Genomic DNA, 21,358 nt, shown 5'->3' on the forward strand with positions numbered 1-21,358 from the left:
TCCTTATGCTTCGAACTCCAACTCGGCCTGCGAATCCTCATCCGCCGAGGGCGTTTCCCGGAAGGCCTGGTCGCCGGTTTCGCCGCGGGAACGAGATCCGGAGCGCGCGCGGCGTCCCGAGTGCATCGGGTGCACCGCCTCCACCGCAACGCCGGCGGGCAGCCGCACGGCCGGGCGCCCAGCCTCCCGGGGCGAGCGGCGGATCACGCTGGCCGCCAAGGTCGCCTCTACGGACCCATCGGACAATTCCCAGGCCACCTCGTCCGCGTCGTGCGCCTCGATGAATCCGACGAGACCGCCGGTGCGCGCCCGCTCGGGGAGGATCGCGAAGCCCTTGCCCGCTCGACCCTGGACCTTGAATTCGGTGAACGGGATGCGCTTCCCGTAGCCGGCGGCGGTCGCCACGAGCAGGTCGGAGTCGGCGCGCGGAGCCGCCGCGGCGACCACCACGTCGCCCGCCGCGAGGTCGATGGCTTTCACCCCGCGGGCCGTACGGCCCATCGCGCGGATTGCGGACTCGGGGAAGCGGATGGCCTGACCGGATCGCGTCGCGAACAGGAGGTCACTGCCCCCTTCGGTGACGAACGCGGCCGCGACCTCGTCGCCGCGCGCGATCCCGGCTCCGATGATGCCCGCGCTGCGGGCGTTCGCGTACTCCGACAGCGCCGAGCGCTTCACGTGACCCCGTCTCGTAGCCACCACGAGGAATCGGTCATCGGCGAACGTCTCGGCCGCGAGCAGCGCGACGATCTCGTCTCCCAAGTCCAGCTCGATGAACTCTTCGAGGTGGCGGCCCCGGGAGCTCCGCGTGCCCCTCGGCAGCGCCGACACGGGTAGCGCATGGGCGTTGCCGCGGGCCGTGACCGCGAGGAGCGTGTGCGTCCCCCGCGCCAGGAACGCGTGGCGCGCGAAATCGCCTTCGCGGGCGGACAGCGCTTCGGCGCCCGCCATCCCCCCGCCGGTCGCGGCGGGCTGCGCCTTCACATAGCCGCCGCGGCTCACGAGCACCAGCTGCGCCTCGCCGCCGCCACCCTTGGAAAGCCGGATCTCCGCGTCGTCTTCGAGGATCTCCGTTCGCCTGGGGTCGTCGTAGCGTCGCGCGAGTTCCCGGATCTCCTCCCGCAGGAATGCCCGCCGAGCCGCCTCATCCTCCACCAGGGCGGTGAGGCGCGCGATCTCCTCCCGCAGCGCGCTCAGTTCCTCCGCCAGCTTGTCCCGCTCCAGGCCCGTGAGCCGCACGAGCCGCATGGCGAGGATCGCGTCCGCCTGGCGCTCCGTGAGGTCGAACGCCGCGAGGAGTCCCGTCCGCGCGGCCGCCGGAGTCTCCGAGCCGCGGATGATGTCGATGACGCGATCGATCTCGTCGAGCGCCGTCCGCAATCCCTCGACGACGTGTGCGCGGTCCCCGGCCCGGGCGAGGTCGTGCGCGGCGCCGCGGCGGATCACGGAGAGGCGATGGTCGATCCACGTGCCGAGGACTCTCCTCAGATCCAGCTCCTCCGGTTTGCCATCGACGAGAGCGAGCATGATCACGCCGAACGTGTACCGGAGCTGCGTCTTCTTGAACAGGGTCGCGAGCACCTTCTTCGGCTTCGCGTCGCGCTTGAGTTCGATCACGAGCCGGATCCCGTCGCGGTCGGACTCGTCGCGCAGGTCGGTGATCGCATCGGTCCGCCCGGCGCGCACGAGCTTCGTGATCTGCCCGATGACGCGCGTCTTGTTCACCTGGTAAGGGAGTTCCGTGACGATCAGCGAACTCTTCCCGAACCTGCCCTCCTCGAGGTGGACCCTGGCGCGCATGTCGAGTCGTCCGCGCCCGGTCCGGTAGGCGGACTCGATGCCGGCCCGGCCCTGGATGTAACCGCCCGTCGGGAAATCCGGCCCGGGCAGGCGGGCGAGCAGCTCTTCACTGTCGCAATGCGGGTTCGCGACGAGGTGGTCGACCGCGGCGAGGAGTTCCCCGGCGTTGTGCGGCGGGATCTTCGTCGCCATGCCGACCGCGATCCCGTCGCTGCCGTTCAGCAGGAGGTGCGGCAGCCGGCAGGGCAGCACCACCGGCTCGCTGAGGCGCCCGTCGAAGTTGGGCCGCATGTCGACGGTGTCGCGCTCGATGTCCGCGAGGAGATCCATCGCGACCGGCGTCATCCGCACTTCCGTGTAGCGGTAGGCGGCGGCGGAATCTCCGTCGATCGACCCGAAGTTGCCTTGGCCGTCGATGAGCGGATAGCGCAGGGAGAAGTCCTGGACCATGCGGACGATGGTGTCGTACACCGCGCCATCCCCGTGCGGGTGATACCGGCCCAGCACGTCGCCCACGACGGTCGCGCTCTTCTTGTGCGGCCGCGAGGGGCGCATCCCCTCCTCCAGCATTGCGTACAGGATTCGGCGATGCACCGGCTTCAGGCCGTCGCGGGCATCGGGAAGCGCGCGCTGCACGATGACGCTCATCGAGTAGTCGATGAACGACTCGCGCATTTCCTGTTCGAGCGCGCGGGGTTCGATGCGTTCGTGCTGCAGGGTGCCTTGCGTCACTGCCGTGCCTCCTCTTCCACCTCAACCATCCGCCTCATCGTCATCCCGCGTCGGTTCCGGCCGGCGGGACCTACTCACACAGCAGGTCGGCCGTCGCGCGCTGCGCTTCGGACGGGGCCGCGGGCATGGCGATCACGAAGCCCCTGCGGTTCGCCGCCTCGGGCAGATGGATCAGCATGGGGCCCGTCGGGAACGGGTCCGGCGCGCGCGCCGCGAGTCCTTCCTCGGAAATCGTGAAGAGTCCCCCGGGCTCCAGGCTGGACGCCAGCCACGCCCCGTAGGAAAGCCACGCCGCCAGCGCCTCTTGTCCCTCCGTCACGCCTTCCACGTCCGCCCGGTAGCGCGCGACGGCGCGCTCGTAGGCTCCGCCATCGCGCGACTTCAACCGCAGGAGGAGTCGTCGGTAGAGGGGCTGTACGTCCTCGATCCCGTGCTCGGCCAGCGCCTGCGCGTAGGTTTCCGTCATCCCGTCATCTCCATCCGCCTCGCCCGCCCGTCCGTCTCACGGATCACCGCATTCGCAGGTCCCGGCGCGTCCCCCCGCAGGGATCAGTCGTTGTGGCTCAGCTCGTACTCCCGCTGCGCCCGCGTGCGTTCGCTCCCGAGCTTCGCGTCGCGTTTCTTCGCCGCGGCGAGCGACCGTTCCCTGCGCGCATCGGAGTGGACGCGTGGAAGGGAGATGAGTCGGTCCAGCTCCGCACTCCCGCACGGAGGGCACGCGGGCGTCATGGAACCCCGCACCAGGAGTTCGAACTCGTGTGAACACTCGCGGCACCGGTACTCGTATATCGGCATGGATCCTCCAGTCGCGCGGCCCTCCGCAGCATGCTTTTCAGCGGTCGCGCGGGCAAGTCGCCGTCCGTTTCGCAGCGCCCCCCGAGCGGTTTCGGCTTTGACAGACTCCGACTGCCGGTCGGATAATGCCGGGTGGCCACCCCCGTCCGTACCGAAAGAAAGAACTCCATGCCATACGCATCGCGCACATGCGCCCCCTCGACGATCGTGCTCGCGCTGTTCGCGGCCGCACTCACGCTGCCGCCGCCGACCGTCCATGCCCAGGACGGAGCGGCGGATGAAGACACGGAGGCCGTCCTCAACGCCCCCGGACACCCGCTGCTCCTGGGGTTCCGGTGGCGGTCCATCGGGCCGACGGGGCAGGGCGGCCGCGTCGACGACCTCGCGGTCCACCCCGACGACACGCGGATCTTCTACGTCGGCTTCGCGACCGGCGGTCTGTGGAAGACGACGAACCGCGGGACGACGTTCGAGTCGATCTTCGACAGCTACGAGACGCACTCCATCGGCGCCCTCGCCCTCGCGCCCTCCGCTCCCGACGTCCTCTACGTGGGTACGGGCGAGGCGAACAACCGGCAGAGTTCGTCGTTCGGGTACGGCGTCTACAAGAGCACCGACGGCGGCGCCACGTTCGCGCACATGGGACTTCGGGAGACGCAGAGCATAGCGCGCGTCCTCGTCCACCCGACGAATCCGGATGTCGTGTGGGTGGCCGCCGTCGGCCATCTCTTCGGCCCCAACGCGGAGCGCGGCGTGTTCAAGTCCAGCGATGGAGGGGAGAGCTGGCGCCACGTGCTGGCGATCGATGAGGACACCGGCGCGACGGACCTCGTCATGGACCCCTCCGATCCCGATGTCCTGTTCGCCTCCACCTATCAGCGTCGACGCACCGTGTGCTGTTTCGTGGGCGGCGGGCCGGGAAGCGGAATCTGGCGGTCGGGGGACGGCGGAGAGAGCTGGTCGCCCGTCGAGGGAGGCGGACTGCCTGCCGGTACCCTGGGCCGGATCGCGCTCGCCATGACGCCCGCTGATCCCGCTGTCGTCTACGCCCAGATCGAAGTCGCCGCGGACCGCGAGTCGCCGCTCTCCGAAGAGGAGCAGGACGAATGGCGCAGGCTTGCGAGGGTTGACTCGCTCCCGCCCGACCCGCAGTGGTCCGGGGTGTGGCGTTCGGCGGACCAGGGCCGCACATGGGAGTTCCGGAGCAACGAGAACGGACGCCCCATGTACTTCAGCCAGATCCGCGTCTCCCCCGAGGATCCGGACCTCGTCTATACCGTGGACCAGCGGGTGTCGAAGTCACGCGACGGCGGCCGCAGCTGGGAGGTGCTGAGCGGGTACGGTCACGTGGATCAGCACGCGTTCTGGATCGATCCGGCCGACCACGACCACCTCGTGATCGGCAACGATGGAGGGGTCGATGTGAGCTGGGACCAGGGAGAGACCTGGGAAGCGCTGCGCCCGTCGGCCGTCGGACAGCCCTACCACGCCTCCGTGGACATGCGGCGCCCCTACTACGTGTGCACCGGCCTGCAGGACAACGGGACCTGGTGCGGGCCGAGTTCGGTGCGCTCGGGGCCGATCCTCTCCCAGGACTGGTACCGGGTCGGTGGCGGGGACGGCTTCTACACGCAGGTCGACCCGACGGACCCGGCGATCGTGTTCGTCGAGTCGCAGAACGGGCGTCTCCGGCGCGTGGATCTGCGCGAGGGCGTCTCGCGTCCGATCACGCCGCGGGTCCCGGATGAAGATGACCCGATGGACACCAACATCGCGCCGGTCCCGTCGGTCGACACCGGGATCCGGTGGAACTGGAACACGCCCTTCCTCCTCTCGCCCCACAACCCGCGCATCCTGCACGCGGGTGGCAACCGGTTCTTCACATCGCGCGACCGTGGAGAGACGTGGACGATGGGCCCGGACCTCACGAAAGACGTGGACCGAGACGCGGTGGTCGTGATGGGGGTGGCCAACGGCATCCCGCGATGCTCGCAGTTCGAGCGCGGGACGGAGTGCACCCTGTCGCGAAACGACGGCGTCTCGATGTGGGGCAGCATGACGTCGATCGCCGAGTCGCCCATCGTCCCGGGCCTCCTCTGGGCGGGGACCGACGACGGCAACATCCAGGTGAGCCGTGACGGCGGTGCGACCTGGACCGAGGTCAGCCGCAATCTCCCCGGGGGTACGACGCGCCACTACGTGTCCCGCGTGGAAGCCTCGCATGCGGACGCGGCGACCGCGTACGTATCGATCGACGGGCACAAGAACGACGACCTTCGCCCCTACGTGTACGTGACCCGCGACTACGGCGCGACGTGGGAGGACATCTCGTCGAATCTGCCCGCGTTCGGAAACGTGAACACGATCCGGCAGGATCCGCGGAACCCCCGTCTGCTCTACGTCGGCACCGAGTTCGGCTTCCACGTCTCGTTCGATGAGGGCGGCACGTGGCACGATTTCATGCCGGGCCTGCCCGTGGTCCGGATCGACGACGTGCTCGTCCACCCCCGCGAGAACGACCTCGTACTCGCGACGCACGGTCGCAGCGTCTACGTCCTCGACGACGTCACGGCCCTTCAGGCGATGACCGACAGCATCCTGGCAAGCGACGCCCACCTCTTCGACCCCCGTCCCGCCGTCCTCTGGAAAAACGAGTTCCGGCGCAGCCGCTCGGTCACGGGCGACAAGAACTGGACGGGCGAGAGCGCGCCGGCAGGTACGATGATCCAGTACTACCTGAGCGCTCCGGCCGATGTGTCGATCGAGATTTCGGACCTCGCGACCGGGAGGGTCGTGCGCGGACTCAAGGGGCCCGGCCGGATGGGGCTGAACCGGGTGGCCTGGAATCTGCGCATGAACCCGGCCCTTCAGGGCCAGGGCGGGGCCGGGTTGCCCGTGACCCCGGGCACGTACCGGGTGACGCTGACGGTGGGGGATGCCACGCACTCGGCGCTGCTGGAGGTGCTGGAAGACCGCTGGCTGGAAACACCGTGACCCGGCGCCCGCGCAGATGGCGCCCGCGAGCCGCGAACCCGGCTATCCGCCAGCCATCGAGTCGAGGAACTCCTGGTTCGTGTCCGTTCGCTGCAGCCGCTCGATCATGAACTGAATCGCCTCGGCCGGCGGCATGTCGGAGAGGAAGTTCCGCAGCAGGTACATCCGGTTGAGTTCGACCTCGTTCAGGAGGAGTTCCTCCTTGCGCGTGCTCGAACGGTTGAGGTCGATCGCGGGGTAGATCCGCTTGTCGGAGATCTGGCGGTCCAGCAGGACTTCGCTGTTCCCCGTGCCCTTGAATTCCTCGAAGATGACCTCGTCCATCCGGCTGCCCGTCTCGATCAGGGCCGTCGCGATGATCGTGAGGCTGCCTCCCTCCTCGATGTTTCGCGCCGCGCCGAAGAAGCGCTTCGGCCGGTGGAGCGCGTTCGCATCCACGCCGCCGGAGAGGATCTTGCCCGAGTGGGGGACCGTCGTGTTGTAGGCCCGCGCGAGGCGCGTGATCGAATCGAGGAGGATCACGACATCGTGCTGGTATTCGACCAGCCGCTTGGCTTTCTCGATCACCATCTCCGCCACCTGCGTGTGGCGATCGGCCGGCTCATCGAACGTGGATGAGATGATCTCGGCCGGAACGTTCTCCTCCATGTCCGTGACCTCTTCGGGCCGCTCGTCGATGAGGAGTACGATCACCTTCGCGTCCGGCTGGTTCGCGACGATCGCGTTCGCGATCTTCTGCAGGAGAATCGTCTTCCCGGCCTTGGGCGGGGAGACGATGAGGCTCCGCTGCCCCCTGCCGATCGGCGCGATGAGGTCCAGAATCCGCATCGACACGTCGCCGTCCTCCTGCTCGAGGACGAGCCGTTCCTCCGGATAGCGCGGCCGGAGGTTGTCGAACGCGATCCGGTGCTTCGCCTTGTCCGGGTCCACGCCGTTGAGCGTCTCGACCTTCAGCAGGGCGAGGTAACGCTCTCCCTCCTTCGGCGGCCGCACGCGGCCCTGGATGGTGTCCCCCGTCCGCATGTCGAAGCGCTTGATCTGCGACGGGGAGACGTAGATGTCGTCCGGGCCGTACAGGTAGTTCCAGTCCTGGCTCCGCAGAAACCCGTAGCCCTCCGGCAGAATCTCGAGGACACCCTCGCCACGGAGGACGATGTCGGAATCGAGGAGATTCTGTTCGATCCGAAAGATCAGGTCCTGTTTTCGAAGGCCCGAGAAGTTGTGGATGTCGAGTTCTTCGGCCATGTCATGAAGCTCGCCGATCGACTTCGACTTGAGTTCGGCGATGTCCATCGCCTGCCTCCGGAAGAGAGTGAGCCGGGCTGCAGCCACGCCGCGTGCGGCATGGTCGGTTCGTGAGGTGTCCTGCTTGCGGCCGGGGGATGTGGTCCGAGGTGGACCCACCGACCATAATGGTGCCGCCGGGCACGGTCAAGGCGACCGGGCCGCAACCGTAACTGCGACATCGAGCGCCGGATGGCCAGACACAATCGCGAAGGAAGGGGACTCGACCAGCTCGGCAATCTGTGGCGGATAAGCTATCAGCCGGACTGGTTCCGTTTGCTGAAGTTGTCGCGGCCGGTGCCCGGGGGGCGCCGCTCCTCCCGCACGCTGTGTCGCAATCCTGCACGTACGGCGGACGCGGAACCCGGCCGGTCGGTGCGGACGCGGATCACGGCCGCGGATGGGTCCGTCGATGTGGCCGTGTCCATCGAAGACCGCGACCAGGTCGTCGACCACGTCATCATCGGGATTCGGAGAAAGCGCGGCAGAAAGACGGAACTGCTCAGATTCGCCGTCCACGGCGGCCTTCCAAAGCGGAGGCTCTAGCCGGCGGCCAGCCGGCCGTCAGCTCGCGAACTAGAAGACGCGGATGCGCAGCCAGCGTGACGGGTTGTAGCCGAGCTCCTCCGCCAATGCGGCGGCTGCGGTGCGCAGGGCGGCGATTTGGCGCCGGATCTCCCCATCTACGAGAGCCCGGCCCGCGGTTCCCTCGCCGCGTTCCAGCCGCTCGACCATCGCCGCGACTCGAGACATCACGGCGTCCAGCGCCTCGACCGTCGATTCAAGATCGCCGACGCCGTTCGCGAGTTGCGGGGACGCCTCCCAGGCCGCGAACCGTTCCTGCGCGCGGCGCGCGGCGGCGCTCACGAGCGTGTCCGTCGCGAGCCGCACGAGGGACGAGCGCTGAAAGTCTCGCTGAAACAGCTCCTCCAGCGACTCGAGCCTGCTTCGCAGCCCGGTCAGCGTGCCCGGATTCTCCCGAAAGCGGGCCAGCGAGCCCTGATCCGAACCGAGCGCGTCCTGCGCCTCGGAGGCGTCGACTTCGAGCGCGCGCACCGCCCGCAGCAGGGAATCCGCCAGCGTTATGACCGTCTCCGGTTCGATCGGCGGACCGGAAGCCCGCAGCGTGTCCGAGTAGTTCCAGGGGGGTGCGGAACCCGTGCCCGGATCCACGGAGAGGACGACGGGCGCCACGAGGTCCGAGGGCCGGACGTCGGCGGTGGCATCCGCCCGCAGGATGGGTTCGGCGACCCGGTCGATGACGGCCTCGATCACGACGTGGCTCCCGAACGACGCATCGCCGCGGTTCGCTTCGGGAGGGCGGAAGGAAATCGACAGCACGCGCCCCACCGACCTCCCGGCCACCCAGACGGCGGAACCCGGCCCGAGCCCCTCCGCCGAATGGGCCACCGCCGTGATTCGGGGGCCTTCGAGCGTCGCGCGGACAATGAGTTCGATGACGGAGATCGCGGCCGAAAGAACGACGGCGAAGGCGATCAGGATCAGGCCCCGGCGGGCCCGGATGCGTGCGACGTCGGAAGAGAGGTCCGTCCGGATCATCCCTGAGCAGACCCTCTTCCGGTCGCGTCGTCAAGGCGGGACCGGCCAGTTCCGGTCGTGGCGGAGATGCGGTTTGAGGTTTCGTCCGCGGATCGGAGATTCGCGTGCCTCGGACTGCAGTCCGTGTGCCCACTCACGCATCGCAAAGGAGAGAATCATGTCGAGAACGGTGAACCGGGTCATTCTCGTTGGAAACGCCGGCAGCGACCCCGATGTGCGGGAGACCGCCTCCGGCACCGCCGTCGCACACCTGTCGCTCGCGACAAACCGCGTGTTCCGCAAGAACGGGGAGACCCAGCGTCGCACGGATTGGCACCGGCTCACCTTCTGGCGCCGTCAGGCGGAGATGGTCGGTGAGTATGTGCACAAGGGCTCGCGCCTCTACGTGGAGGGCCACCTCGAGTACGGATCGTTCGAGCGCGACGGCATCGCGATCCCCACCGTGGACGTGGTCGTGGAGGACATGGTGATGCTGGATCCGCGGCCGGACAGCGATGACAGCGCTACGGCCAGCGCCGAGCTTCCGCAGTAGCCCTCGTGCATCGCGCGGTATTCGGCGAACCCTCGGCGACGCTCGCCGGGGCACTGGAGACCCGCCCCAGGAACGTGCATCTTCCCGTGCGTGGGGCGGGTCCGTCGACCAGGTCGAAGCGGAGGAATCCGATACAGACACACGATCCGGGGTTTCTGACCCTGTCGAACCTCCTGTCCCTGAGCCGGGTGCCGCTCGGCCTCGCCTTCATCGTGGTCTCGGATCCCCGCATGATGGCCGTGCTCGTGGCCACGGCGGGAGCAACGGATGTCCTCGACGGGTTCATCGCCCGCGTGAGCGGTACGCGCTCCCAGGTCGGCCTCCTGCTCGATCCGCTCTGCGACAAGCTCTTCGTCCTGCTCGCCCTCTCCGGCTTCCTCGCGGCGGGCGGCCTCGACGGAGTTTCGTTCGTGATCCTGATCCTCCGCGACCTTTACACGGCCGGGTGCTACCTCCTGGCCCGGCTCGTCTCCATCATCATCCCCTTCAAGCCCCGGTGGCCGGGGAAAATCGCCACCGGCCTGCAGTTTCTTACGCTCCTCGCCCTCATTTTCAACCCTCGGTATGTTCCCGCACTCGTGTTGCTCGTCGGCGTGACGTCGGCATGGGCGATCATCGACTACGGGACGCATTGCCTCCGGCGGAAATGGAAGAGCGCGGTCTGACGGATCGCCGGATGGCTTGAATGGCTTGGGTTTGAAGAACGAAACGGTCGACATCACGATCATCGGGGGCGGTCCGACCGGCCTGTACGGGTCGTTCTACGCCGGGATGCGCGGCGTCTCGGCCCGCATCATCGATGTCCTTCCCGAACTCGGGGGCCAGTTGACGGCGCTGTACCCCGAGAAGGACGTCTTCGACGTCGCCGGTTTCCCCCGGGTGCTCGCCAAGGACCTGGCGCGGGAACTCGTCACGCAGGGCCTGCAGTTCGACGCGGAGGTCTGCCTCGAGGAGCGCGTCCTCGAACTCAATCCGGGGAACGGCGCGTTCGACCTGCGCACGGACAAGGGGCCGCGGCCCACGCGCACCGTCGTCATCGCGGGGGGGAAAGGCGCCTTCAAGAGCCGGACGCTGCGCGTGCCGGGCTGGGATGAGTTCCTGAACCGGGGCCTGGCGACGAATGTGAAGGACCCCGAGGCGTTCCGCGGGAAGCGCGTCCTCCTCGTCGGCGGCGGCGACTCCGCCTTCGACTGGAGTTGGGCGCTGCGGAGCATCGCCGGCGAACTCACGCATATCCATCGGACCGACCGCTATCGGGCTCACGAGAGCACGGTCGCCCAGGTCGAAGGCGCGCATGAACGGGGTGAACTGCAGCTCCGGACCTTCTACACCGTGACGGAGATCCACGGCGGCGAGCGGGTGGAGGCCGCGACGATCCGGCACACGAAGACCAAGGAAACGGAGCGAATCGAGGTGGACGACATCATCGCCTTGATCGGCTTCGTCCCGAACATCGGGCCGATCGCGGAGTGGGGGCTCGAGCTGCACAAGAGGTGCATCGTGGTGGACTCGCGCATGCGCACGAACATCCCCGGCGTCTATGCCGCGGGGGACATCGCCACCTACGACGGGAAGCTGGAACTGATCTCGACCGGTTTCGGAGAGGCCGCGATCGCCGTGAACAACGCGGTCCACCACATCGACCCGACCGCGAAGGTGAACCCGGGCCACTCGACCGACTACAAGGTCTTCAAGTAGCGGCGGGCCGATCGTCTCGGCCGTTCTCGATCCTCCTCCCGGCGAGTTCGATGAGGCGGGCGCCGGATCCCGTGAGGTTCTCCCTTGCCCAGTCGCGCACATCGTCCTCGTGCGTGAAGAGGATGACCTGGGTCGAGCGCGCGAGCGCGTGCAGCGTCCGCAGCACCGCCTGTTTCCGCACCGCGTCGGAAGCGCCGACGACATCATCGAGGATGAGCGGACAGTTCTCGCCTTCGCGCGTGAGATGCCGCGAGAGCGCGAACCTGAGCAGCAGGTAGATCTGCTCCGCCGTGCCATGGGAGAGCAGTTCGGCGGAACGCCAGCGTCCGCCCGGCCTCCGGACCTCGACGAGCAGATTCTCCGGGTTGATTCGGCAGCCGGTGTAGCGGCCGTCCGTCACCCCGGGCAGCCACTCGAGCACGGTCTGCGTCAGTATGGGCGCGATATCGCGCAGCACGCGCTCCTGCGCCGCTTCGAGGAATCCGACCGTGCAGTCCAGCGTGTCCTTGAGGCGCTCGATCCTCTCCTGTTCCCGTTCGGCCGCCGCCAGCGCGTCTTCCGCATCCGCGACGCTGGGGAGATGGTGTTCGCGTTCGGTGAGCTGGCCGCCCGCCCGCAGCACCTCCTCGCGGGCCGCCTCCGCCTCCCGCTTCAGCTTCCCCAGCGTCGCCTCGGTGACCCGCTCCGCCCGAGCCTCGCCGACGTCCGCTCCGCTCCGGCCGGCGAGCCGGGCGGCCCTGAGGCGGCGTCGCTCCACGTCGTCCGCGAACTCATCCAGCGTCCGCTCGCCAAGCAACTGTTGCAGGCGGTCCCATGATTCGCTGCGCTCGCCGGCTTCCTCGAGCACCCGCTCCCGTCCGGCGCGCCATTGCTCCAGCGCGGCAGCCAGATTCTCGGCACCTTCGGCGGTCACGCCCACCTGCGCGCCGGCTTCCCGCAGCTTGTCCGCCGCATCGGCGGCCCGTGCCGACCGCTGTTGGTGTCGCGTCTCCGCCGCCAGGCGCCGGGCTCGATCGTCGCTCCACGTCCGACGTCGCTCCGCGGTCCGCCGTTCGAGTTCGCCCAGCTCTCCCGGCGTGATACCGCGGGCCCTCGCGTCCGCGAGCGCGGCCTCGGCCGCATCCGCGACGAGGGAATCCGCCGCCTCGCGCAGCCGATCCGTCTCGGCGACAAGCGCGTCGAAGGAGGAGCCGGCCAGCAGCCCCTGAAGCTCGTCCCACTGCGCTCCCAGCTGCGCGGCCTTCTCTCGTCCGGCCTGCCGGGACTCCAACTGGCGGCGCAGCGCGTCCGCGAGCGCTTCCGGTTCCGTCGCCGATTCAGCCGCTCCCGCGTCGGCCGGATCGGCGACCTCGCGCATGCGCCCCACCGCCTCGCCCCACTGCCGGCGTCCGGTTTCGTAGCGCTCCCGTTCCGCGCGCGCTGCCGCGAGTTCGCGCCGGAGACTGTCGTGGCGCACGTCCAGGGCGAGCGCGATCTCCGAGCGGTCGGTGCGTGTTCTGGCGAACCTGTGGGAGAGGACGCCTGCCGCCCCGACCGCGAACAGGATCAGCCCCGTGGAGCGCGAATCGGGCGCCAGCAGCGCGAGGGCGAGGCCCCCTGCCGCCACGACCGCCGAAGCAGCCAGCCACATTGCGGCTCGCGCGGCCGGGCGTTCCGCGGGGGGCGCCCGCCGTCGCCCTTCGAGGCTGGCCAGCTCTTCCTCGAGGTCCTCCGCGCTGCGGCCGGCCGGCGCTTCAACCGCTGAGAGCGACTCCCATGCGCGGAGCGCGTCGCGGATCTCTCCCATGCGCGCGTCCTCCTCCGGGGAGACCCGGGGGCCGCCCTGCGGGAAGAGCGCGTGCAGCTCCCGCGCAGTGGCGAGGCGAGCCTCGGCTTCCGCGGCGGCGTCCTCCGCGACGACCGCCCGCGCGGCCGCAAGCTCCGCATCGGCCCCCTCGATCCTCTCCTCGATCTCGCGCGCCGAGGGCCCGTTCAACTCCACCGGAGCCGGGAGATTTCGCCACGTGGTGAGCGCTTCGGTGACGGTTCGCGTGAGCCCGCCGCCCTCGGGGACCGGGTGCGGGGCCCCCTCGGGGAACGCCTCGTGTAGACCCCGCGCCTCCCGCAGCCGCTCCGCGAGCGCCTCCGCCTCCACGCTCGCGAGCGCAGCCTCCGCCGCCTCCACGCGGCGCCGGGCGTCCCTCGCCGCTCGTTCCAGCGTCTCGACCTCGGCGCGACGCTCCTGAAAATCGCGGTGCGCCTCGCGGGCCGCCTCCAGCGCCTCGCACGCCTCCGCCACCCGCTGTGCGGTCAGCATGAGCGGTTTCGTCGGAGCCCGGGTCGACCCGACGCGTTCGCGGAGAACGTCCTCGAGCCGTTGCAGGGCGGCAGCCGCCGTCTGGTCCACCCCCGCCGTCGCCGCCGCGCGCTGCATGTCCTCCTGCAGCGATTCGGGATCAGCCCGGACCTTGAGAATGTCCGCCTGGCGCACGCATGCCGTGGCGAGAAACGAGCGGCGGTTCAGACCCAGCCACCGGGAGCCGTCCGGCGCCCCGTCGAACAGGATCTCGCTCGAATAGTCCCGCCCCGCGACGCTCGTGTCCTCCGCCGAACTCCCGATCTTCCCCGCCAGGTCGTGCCTCAACTCCACGCGCCGGCCGTCCTTGAGGGCGACGATGGCCCCGATCTCCCACTCGTCGTCGTCCCACGGCCTGTGGCGCTCCGCGAACCTCTTCTCCTCCTTTCGCATGGCCCCCTTGCCGCGCCGCATGCCGCAGAGCCCGGCATACAGCGCCGCGTGCCAGGACGATTTGCCCGCCTCGTTGCGGCCGAAGACGACGTTCATCCCCGGCGCCAGTTCCAGCGTCTCGTCGCGGAAGGGGCCGAAACGGTGGGCCGTCACGGACTCGAAGCGCATCACAGCACCTCGAGATCGTCGCGGCCGTCGAGAGCCCGGAGTCCCATCCTCAGAACGCGGCGCTCCTCATCGTCCGGCAACCCCGCTCCCAGCACATCCTCGACGAACTGTCCCCGCACCGTGGGCTCCCCGCGGATCTCGTCGAGGTCGTACGCCAGGTGCAAATCCGACTTCCGGATCTGCACGGCGTCGAACGCCTCGAGCAACTGTTCGCGGATCGCGTCCTCCTGGAGGTCGAGCGACGGCTCCAGGTCGCCGCACACCGTGAGGCGCGCGAGTCCCGCGAGGCTCTCCGTCTTCGCGCGCAGGGCGTCCCGAATCTGCTGCCGATTCGTGAGGCCCGTGACATCGAGCCGCAGGTCGTGCACCGGGGTGACCGCCACGACGTGGCGCTCGCGCGTGACCTCCCCCTCCGCGTCGATCGTCGCCACGACGGGCCCGCGCTCCCCCTCCTCTCCGAACTGCAGCGGGTCGGGATTGCCGGGATAGGTGTGATGCGCGCCGTCCGCCGGCCGGTGATAGTGGCCCAGAAACGCGTGATCCAGACCGCTGTCCGGGATCTCCGCGGTCTCGAAGGGGGCGTGCGGCGCCTTCCCCTCACCCTGTGCCGCGAGCCACGACCGCTCCGCGCCGTGAAAGAGCGCCACGTGCGCCCCCGCGCCGGAGACCCGGAAGCCACCGCCGAGGAAGTTGTCCGTGTTGGCGGGAGCGCAGTGCGCGGCGCCCCACAGCGTGATCCCCGGCGCGAGGGAGACCGCCCGTAGCGCCGCATCCCGAAAGATGTGGACGTTGTCGCTCCAGCCCCCCGTCGCGTAGACGCTCGTCGGCCCGTACCAGTCGTGGTTGCCGGGCGCGATGTAGACCGGCACCGCGCCGAGGGAGGCGAAGGTCTCCCGCAGGAAGTTCGCCGTGTCCAGCGTGACGCGATCGTGCTCGTACAGGTCGCCTCCGCAGAAGAGCGCGTCCGCCTCGGTCGAGCGCACGAGGTCCACGATCGCGAGCAGCGTGTCGCGAAGCGCCTCGCGCCGCCGCCGCGCCACGTCGCCTGTCGCCTCGCACCACGCGAACGGGGAGTCGAGGTGAAGGTCTGCGAAGTGGACGATCGTCCGTTGCACGGTCAGGTGAGGAACGCCTCGATGCGGCCCCAGTTCGCCTCCGCGTCGGAGGCGCCCAGTTCCACCAGCGTCCGGATGTATTCGCTCTCGAACAGGAGATAGCTAACGAAGTCGGCGGACTTGATGTCCGGCGTGCCGAGACCTCGCACGAGAAACCTTAGTCCCGGGGGAAGTTCGATCTCGAAGTCGCGGGCCAGCTTCCCGATGTCCCGGGAAGGTCTCAGGATGAGCAGGTCGACATGGCGCAGACCCTGGCGCTCGGACGCTTCGGGAGGGAGTCGGCCGACGAGGAGATTGATCCGGCGCAGCGCCGCCGCGTCCCAGTCCAGCGTGTCGAGAAAGACCGAATTCAGCAGCAGGCCCAGGACTCTGGCCGGCGGCGGATATCCGGTCGTGTCCGGTGCCCGGGCCTCCAGTTCGGACCGCCGGTAGCGGGCCGAGATCGTGAAGATGCGGTCCGCCCCCATGTGAATCGCGGGCGCCAGCGGCGCGGCGGTGCGGAAGCTCCCGTCTCCGTAGTACTGCTGCCCGAGCTTGACGGCCGGGAACACGAGCGGGATCGACGCGGAGGCCAAAATGTGGTCCACCGAGATGTCCGTCCGCACGAGCCGGTAGTGTGAACTCGCGGGCCGGGGCGCCGACTGCGGGTCTCCCTGTACGAAGAGGACCGTGCGCCCCGTCTGGTACGACATGGCGGTGAGCCCCACCGCCTCGAGGTCCCCCGCCCTGATCCGGGTCCCGATCTCCCCGCGGTCGACGTCGCGTTCGATGAACTCACGCAGCGGCGACGTGTCGACGAGACTCCGGAAACGGGGGCTCAGCCCGGTTCCGCCGCCCAGCAGGGATCCCCCGAGCCGTACGCCCACCTTGAGCAGGGAAGCGGGGTTGGTGCGCAGCACTTCCTCGGTCGTGAGCGAGAGCCAGCGGCGCTTCAGCGCCTCGGTCGCGGCGCGCAGATCTCCGTCGTACGCGGCGAGAAACCCAACGTTGATCGCGCCTGCCGAGACGCCCGTGAGGAGAGGGACCCGAAGCCCGGGCAGCCGCCCGCCGATGTAGCTTAGCACGCCCGTCTGGTAGGCGGCCCGTGCGCCGCCGCCCGAGAGGGCGAAGGCCAGCTTCCCCCGCGCGGCGCCGGAAGCGCCGCTCCCCGGGGCCCCCGTCACGCCGGTCCCCGCGTCAGAACCGTCCGCCGGGGCGGCCCAGGAGTTGCCGGTGCCACGAACGGGCGACGGGCCGCTCGAGTTCGCCCGCCCGCAGCGCCGCCAGCGTGTCGATGGTGGGATCGAAGACGGGGGTCGCCTCGCCGACCGCCCCCGTCGTCGCCCGCGCCCGGAACTCCGCCCTCCCGCAGCTTTCGATCGCGCCGGATGCGTCCCGGTAGAAGACGCGCGTGCTGTCGAGCAGCGAGCAACCCAGGCGTTCCTCGAGCGCGCCGAGCCGCCGGGCCATCGCGTCGATCGAGCACCCGGACGCAGGCGCCGAGGCTTCGTCGACCGCGACGACCGCGAACCGGTCTTCGACCCAGTCCACGCCCGCCCGGAGCGCGGCCCCGTGCGCCGTCCAGATATCGACGAATGCGCGCAGGTCGACCATCAGCGCGTCGCGCTCCTCGGGGGTCAGCGGACGATCCGTCCCGTAGATCCAGACGCGGGCGGAATCCGGAAGGGATGTCAGCGGAACACTCATGCCGGGACCATACGTCGGCCCGCGACGTCCCGCCAACCCGGGTGTGCGCGACCTGACGGGCGCGGCGTCCGGCCCCGCGGCGCTATTCGTACCGGAGCGCCACGATCGGATCGAGCCGGGCCGCGCGCCGGGCGGGCCACAGGCCGAAGAACATGCCCACCGCCGCGGCGAACACGACCGCGAGGCCGATGGCCTGCGGCGCGATGGCCATCGTCCAGCCCGCCGACCGCGAGAGCATCTCCGCCGCGCCGTACGCGAACGCGACGCCGAGGATGCCGCCCGTCATGCAGAGCGTCGTGGCTTCGAGCAGGAACTGCAGCAGGATCGCGCTCCTCGTGGCGCCGAGCGCCTTGCGCACGCCGATCTCCTTCGTCCGCTCCGTGACCGACACCAGCATGATGTTCATGATCCCGATGCCCCCGACGAGGAGGCTGACCGCGGCGATGCCGGCGAGCAGCATCGTGAACGTCTGCGTCGTCTCCTGCGCCATCTCGAGGAACTGCACGCTGTCCGAGATCCAGAAGTCGTTCTCCCGCCCCAAGGGGATGCGGTGCTCGCGCCGGAGCACCTCCTCGATCTGCACCATCGCGACCGGGATCGCCGCTTCACTCTCGACGACGACCTTGAACTGGCTCACGCGGTCGGTCCCGAGCAACCGGAACTGCGCCGTCTCCAGCGGGACGAAGATCTGCTCGTCCTGGTTGAACCAGCCCGATCCGCCCTTCTCCTCCAGCACTCCGACGACCTCGAAGGAGATGTTCCGGATCGAGATCGTCCGGCCGACGAGTTCGGCGGTTTCGCTGTTCAGGACCGCCGGAACTGCGCCTCCGAGCACGGCGACGCGCCGCCGGCCGCGGTTCTCGGACTCGTCGAAGAAGCGGCCGAGTTCGAGCGTATGGTTCTCGACGTCCATGTAGTTCGGAGTCGTGCCGAGAATCCGCACGCTGGCGTTGTTGCGTCCGAACTGGACCTGCAACTGCCCCTGCATCTCCGGCGCGACCTCCACCAGGGCCGGGGCTCCCCGCCGCACCGCCTCCACGTCTTCGGTCGTCAACCGGGCGTTCGAACCGCCGCGCACGCCGCGGAACATCCCCTGTCCGGCGCGAACCGTGAGCACATTGGTCCCGAGCGACTCGATCTGGTTTTCGACCTGCTGCTGGGCGCCCTCCCCGAGGGCGACCATCGTGATCACGGCCCCCACCCCGATCACGATGCCGAGCATGGTCAGGAACGAACGCAGCTTGTTGGCGCGGATCGCGTCCATCGCCACCCGGAGAATCTCGAAGAAGATCATCGGTCCCTCATCACCTTCCGCCGATGCCCGGCAGCGCCGTCCGGCTGCGGATCCGGTCGAGGAACTCCTGCTGCGCGATGAGCGAGGTGGGTACGGCGACGATCTCCTCGCCTTCCTCCAGCCCGCGCACGATGTGCGTGTGGTCGAAGTCGCTGAGGCCGATCATGACCGGCTTCAGGTCGAGCAGGCCGTCCGCATCGTACCTGAACACGAACGCCGGGCGGGGCTCGTCGGGTTGCCGTGCGGCGCCGCCCCGGCCACCTCCGGGCCCCCCGCCTCCCTGGCCGCGGAACTGCTGCATCATCCGGCGCCGCTCCTCATCCGACATGTTCTGGAAGACGCGCATCCGCTCCTGCTGCGACATCGACTGGAACTCCGACATCGGAACCCCGCCGATCATCGCCTCCTCCTCGCCCTCCGCCGGCCCATCCCCTTCCGCACCTTCCGGCCGATCCTGGCTCTGGAAGTCGCGCAGCAGCGCGTTGACATCGGCGTCGATCTCGAGCGCCCGGACGATCTGCATGGCCTCCTGCTGGGTCTTGATCCCACTGTTCGAGACCGCCAGCACGTTCTCCTGGCGTCCGATCACGACCTCGACATCCGCGTTCATCCCCGGCCGCAGCAGATCCTCCTCGTTGGAGATGCGCGTGAGCACGGCGAACATGGTCACGTTCTGCTCGACCACGGCTTGCGGTTCGATCTTGAGGACCGACCCCCGGAAGGTCCGGTTCGGATACGCTTCCACGGTGATGTCCGCCGGGAGTCCCGCCTGGAGCCGGCCGATGTCGGTCTCGTCGACGAGCATGCGCACCTGGACCTCGGTGAGGTCGGCCATCCGCATCAGCACGGTGCCGCCGGTGAGGTCGCGCGTCCCGGTGACGACCTGCCCCTGCTCCACCGTCCGCTCCACGACGGTGCCGGTGATCGGGGCCCTGAGCGTCACATCGTCCAGCTTGTCCTCGGCAAGTTCGAGGTTGGTCGTGGCGCGGACGAGGGAAGCCCTCGCGTTCGCCGCGGAGAGGATCGCGCTCTCCAGCTCCTCGGAGGTCACGATGTCGGACTCGTGAAGGGCCTCGACCCGTTCGAGCTGGCGTTCCGCGACATCCGCCTGGGCCTCGGCCACGTCCAGATCCGCCTGCGCCTGGGCGTGCGCGTTGTTCACGTCGCGCGGGTCGATCCGCACGAGGAGCGTCCCCTGTTCGACGTTGTCCCCGAGTTCGACGGGCAGATCGAGGACCTCGCCGCCCGCCTGCGACTTGACCTCGATCACGCGGATCGGTTCGACCGTCCCGGTCGCCTCCACGCTGGAGACGATGGTCTGGCGCCCCGCGGTCAGCGTCTGGAGCGTCTGCTCGGGTTCGTTGGCCTCGCCAGTCGCACAACCCGCGGCCGCGAGTCCAAGCGTCGTGAAGACCGCGGCACGGCCCAGGGGCCTGCCGCGCCGGGGGAAGCGACGCCTGCAGCGTTCGAATATGGACATCGGCATCTCGTCTCGTGTCGGGTCCCTGAACGGGCCAGCGGGGCGGCGAAACCGCGCCGTGGTAGCACGCTGAGAGGACACCCCGCGCGGGTCCGACGTTGAAGAGACTACGCCAGGCGACGCGAGCGGTCAGGGCTGCGGCTGGTCGAGCCTCCGGCCGAGGAGGGCCTCGATTCCCGCGAGCGCCGCCTCGTATTGGAACCGGCCGTTGACGAGATCGACCTCCGCCTGCGTGAGCGTGATCTGCGCGTCCTGGAGTTCGAGGATGGTGGCGAGGCCGAGCTGGTACCGCTCCTGCACGACCCGGAGGCTCTCCTCGCTCTCGATTCTCTTCCCACATGAGCGGCGTTTGGAGTCGGCTCGGCAGGTCGACGGATCTCCCCGACCAGCCCGCAGCGCGATCCGCTGAGCGCAACCGAACACTCCCCCGTTCTCCGTCGCTCGCGCATGGCATATTTCCCGACAGTTGAACGGCCCGCTGTCGCACTCACCTGGAACTGAAGCAACCGATGTGCCTTCAGGCGCTCACTGCCGTGACGCGTTCGCCGAGTGGAGTGAACGGAACTGGACGGGGCTCTTCCCCCCAAGGCCCCGTCCAGTCATTTACTTACTCGAAGCGGCTACTACTCGCATTGCGAATCACAGGGAAAAAGTCCCAGAAAACCACAGCCAAAAGGAAAACCGCTGCACCCACCGCCTGTGCATGACATGTCGATAGGACAATACCAGCCCCAGAACGGATCCGACCAACAATCGCAGGACCTAAACGAATCGGGTACGTCAGCGGGGGTCGAGCCACTGACCGTCGTTGCCGGCCCCAACTGCCAGAAAACGCTTCGAACCTTCTCTTGATCAAAAAGCTGCAATGCTTCTTCAACGACAGGCTTACTCATGTCGGGATTGTCGACATATTTATCATAGTTGGTGCGTACAGATTCAATGAAGGACCTTTGCGTGGAATCAAATTGATCGTCCATCGCCATTCGCCAAAGATGCTCGCGCCAGAGATTACTCCGAGCGCTGACACTCAGTCGGTGGAAGATCGCTCGGCGTTCACCCGTGGAGTAATCGGCCAACCGTTCCCAAGTAAGCGATTCAACGTCCACGTTCGCAGTGAACCAGGTATCCGCCTCGAGCTTCGCTTCGTCACATACGCTAAGGGACTGAGAAGACCCGGTCGCGGATATGAGCGCGAGGAGCGATAAAGTAAGAACCATCCTCCGCAGCCAGTCTCCAGCTTTTGCACGACCCATTATGACCTCCTTGGAGAAAAGGGGACGGCCCATCGCGTGTTGAATGACACATGATGGTTGAACGACCGCATGAGAATGTATAGAGGACCGAGAGGCTGTCTGTCAAGTTTCGTTCGGAGTCCGCTGCCGGCTCGAGCGAAGCTCGGTTCGCTCACGGCGCGAAAGGGCGTGCGATTAGCTCACGCCTAGCCCGGATTTCTCACAAGATGAAGTAGGCACCGGCCTCCAGTAGTCGCTAA

General features: G+C 68.6%; 18 protein-coding genes. 5 read left to right on the plus strand and 13 right to left on the minus strand.

Features of this window, described 5'->3' with window-relative positions:
• Nucleotides 1-3: 3 nt before the first annotated feature.
• The 3 genes from gyrA to RN743_RS01680 all read right to left on the minus strand — a co-directional run bounded on the left by gyrA (nucleotide 4) and on the right by RN743_RS01680 (nucleotide 3,327).
• The gene (gyrA, locus tag RN743_RS01670) at nucleotides 4-2,532 is read right to left on the minus strand and encodes a DNA gyrase subunit A (RefSeq protein ID WP_310775586.1); all 2,529 of its coding nucleotides are present in this window, start codon (nucleotides 2,530-2,532) and stop codon (nucleotides 4-6) included.
• Between the two features lie 70 nt (nucleotides 2,533-2,602).
• Nucleotides 2,603-2,998 (minus strand): hypothetical protein, encoded by a 396-nt coding sequence (locus RN743_RS01675; RefSeq protein WP_310775588.1) that lies wholly within the window; start codon nucleotides 2,996-2,998, stop codon nucleotides 2,603-2,605.
• An 83-nt stretch (nucleotides 2,999-3,081) separates the two neighbouring features.
• Nucleotides 3,082-3,327, minus strand: coding sequence for a zinc ribbon domain-containing protein (locus tag RN743_RS01680; RefSeq protein ID WP_310775590.1), 246 nt, complete (start codon nucleotides 3,325-3,327; stop codon nucleotides 3,082-3,084).
• Between the two features lie 168 nt (nucleotides 3,328-3,495).
• Between RN743_RS01680 and RN743_RS01685 the strand changes: the two genes are divergently transcribed.
• On the plus strand, nucleotides 3,496-6,321 hold the full coding sequence (locus RN743_RS01685; RefSeq protein WP_310775592.1) for a hypothetical protein: 2,826 nt from the start codon (nucleotides 3,496-3,498) through the stop codon (nucleotides 6,319-6,321).
• Nucleotides 6,322-6,363: 42 nt separating this feature from the next.
• Here RN743_RS01685 and rho read toward each other — a convergent pair whose 3' ends face one another.
• Complete coding sequence (gene rho / locus RN743_RS01690; protein WP_310775594.1) at nucleotides 6,364-7,614, minus strand: transcription termination factor Rho; 1,251 nt, start codon at nucleotides 7,612-7,614, stop codon at nucleotides 6,364-6,366.
• Between the two features lie 183 nt (nucleotides 7,615-7,797).
• On the opposite strand from rho, the gene RN743_RS01695 reads away from it, so the two are divergent.
• Nucleotides 7,798-8,151 (plus strand): hypothetical protein, encoded by a 354-nt coding sequence (locus RN743_RS01695; protein ID WP_310775596.1) that lies wholly within the window; start codon nucleotides 7,798-7,800, stop codon nucleotides 8,149-8,151.
• A gap of 30 nt (nucleotides 8,152-8,181) precedes the next feature.
• On the opposite strand, the gene RN743_RS01700 is transcribed toward RN743_RS01695, so the two are convergent.
• Nucleotides 8,182-9,165 (minus strand): MlaD family protein, encoded by a 984-nt coding sequence (locus RN743_RS01700; RefSeq protein WP_310775598.1) that lies wholly within the window; start codon nucleotides 9,163-9,165, stop codon nucleotides 8,182-8,184.
• A 157-nt stretch (nucleotides 9,166-9,322) separates the two neighbouring features.
• On the opposite strand from RN743_RS01700, the gene ssb reads away from it, so the two are divergent.
• The 3 genes from ssb to RN743_RS01715 are packed head-to-tail and all read left to right on the plus strand — an operon-like array spanning nucleotide 9,323 to nucleotide 11,395.
• Nucleotides 9,323-9,697 carry a single-stranded DNA-binding protein gene (gene ssb, locus RN743_RS01705; RefSeq protein WP_310775600.1) on the plus strand — a complete coding sequence of 125 codons (375 nt, stop codon included), beginning with the start codon at nucleotides 9,323-9,325 and terminating at the stop codon, nucleotides 9,695-9,697.
• 5 nt (nucleotides 9,698-9,702) lie between these two features.
• A complete protein-coding gene (locus tag RN743_RS01710; protein WP_310775602.1) occupies nucleotides 9,703-10,362 on the plus strand; it encodes a CDP-alcohol phosphatidyltransferase family protein in 660 nt (219 codons plus the stop codon).
• 31 nt (nucleotides 10,363-10,393) lie between these two features.
• Nucleotides 10,394-11,395 (plus strand): NAD(P)/FAD-dependent oxidoreductase, encoded by a 1,002-nt coding sequence (locus tag RN743_RS01715; protein ID WP_310775604.1) that lies wholly within the window; start codon nucleotides 10,394-10,396, stop codon nucleotides 11,393-11,395.
• On the opposite strand, the gene RN743_RS01720 is transcribed toward RN743_RS01715, so the two are convergent.
• The 8 genes from RN743_RS01720 to RN743_RS01755 form a co-directional block, all read right to left on the minus strand.
• A complete protein-coding gene (locus RN743_RS01720) occupies nucleotides 11,388-14,291 on the minus strand; it encodes an AAA family ATPase (RefSeq protein WP_310775606.1) in 2,904 nt (967 codons plus the stop codon). The genes RN743_RS01715 and RN743_RS01720 overlap by 8 nt on opposite strands.
• Complete coding sequence (locus tag RN743_RS01725) at nucleotides 14,291-15,406, minus strand: metallophosphoesterase (RefSeq protein WP_310775608.1); 1,116 nt, start codon at nucleotides 15,404-15,406, stop codon at nucleotides 14,291-14,293. Before RN743_RS01725 ends, RN743_RS01720 begins: the two co-directional genes overlap by 1 nt.
• A 2-nt stretch (nucleotides 15,407-15,408) precedes the next feature.
• Nucleotides 15,409-16,569, minus strand: coding sequence for a patatin-like phospholipase family protein (locus tag RN743_RS01730; RefSeq protein ID WP_310775610.1), 1,161 nt, complete (start codon nucleotides 16,567-16,569; stop codon nucleotides 15,409-15,411).
• Nucleotides 16,570-16,582: 13 nt separating this feature from the next.
• Complete coding sequence (locus tag RN743_RS01735) at nucleotides 16,583-17,092, minus strand: hypothetical protein (protein ID WP_310775612.1); 510 nt, start codon at nucleotides 17,090-17,092, stop codon at nucleotides 16,583-16,585.
• An 82-nt stretch (nucleotides 17,093-17,174) separates the two neighbouring features.
• Entirely contained in the window at nucleotides 17,175-18,386 is a 1,212-nt protein-coding gene (locus RN743_RS01740; RefSeq protein ID WP_310775614.1) for an ABC transporter permease, read from the minus strand.
• A gap of 10 nt (nucleotides 18,387-18,396) precedes the next feature.
• On the minus strand, nucleotides 18,397-19,866 hold the full coding sequence (locus RN743_RS01745; protein WP_310775616.1) for an efflux RND transporter periplasmic adaptor subunit: 1,470 nt from the start codon (nucleotides 19,864-19,866) through the stop codon (nucleotides 18,397-18,399).
• 129 nt (nucleotides 19,867-19,995) lie between these two features.
• The gene (locus RN743_RS01750) at nucleotides 19,996-20,289 is read right to left on the minus strand and encodes a TolC family protein (RefSeq protein ID WP_310775617.1); all 294 of its coding nucleotides are present in this window, start codon (nucleotides 20,287-20,289) and stop codon (nucleotides 19,996-19,998) included.
• Nucleotides 20,290-20,489: 200 nt separating this feature from the next.
• The gene (locus RN743_RS01755) at nucleotides 20,490-21,119 is read right to left on the minus strand and encodes a bacteriocin fulvocin C-related protein (protein ID WP_310775619.1); all 630 of its coding nucleotides are present in this window, start codon (nucleotides 21,117-21,119) and stop codon (nucleotides 20,490-20,492) included.
• Nucleotides 21,120-21,358: the final 239 nt, after the last annotated feature.

The sequence above is a fragment of the Candidatus Palauibacter scopulicola genome, from assembly GCF_947581915.1.
GTDB lineage: Bacteria > Gemmatimonadota > Gemmatimonadetes > Palauibacterales > Palauibacteraceae > Palauibacter > Palauibacter scopulicola.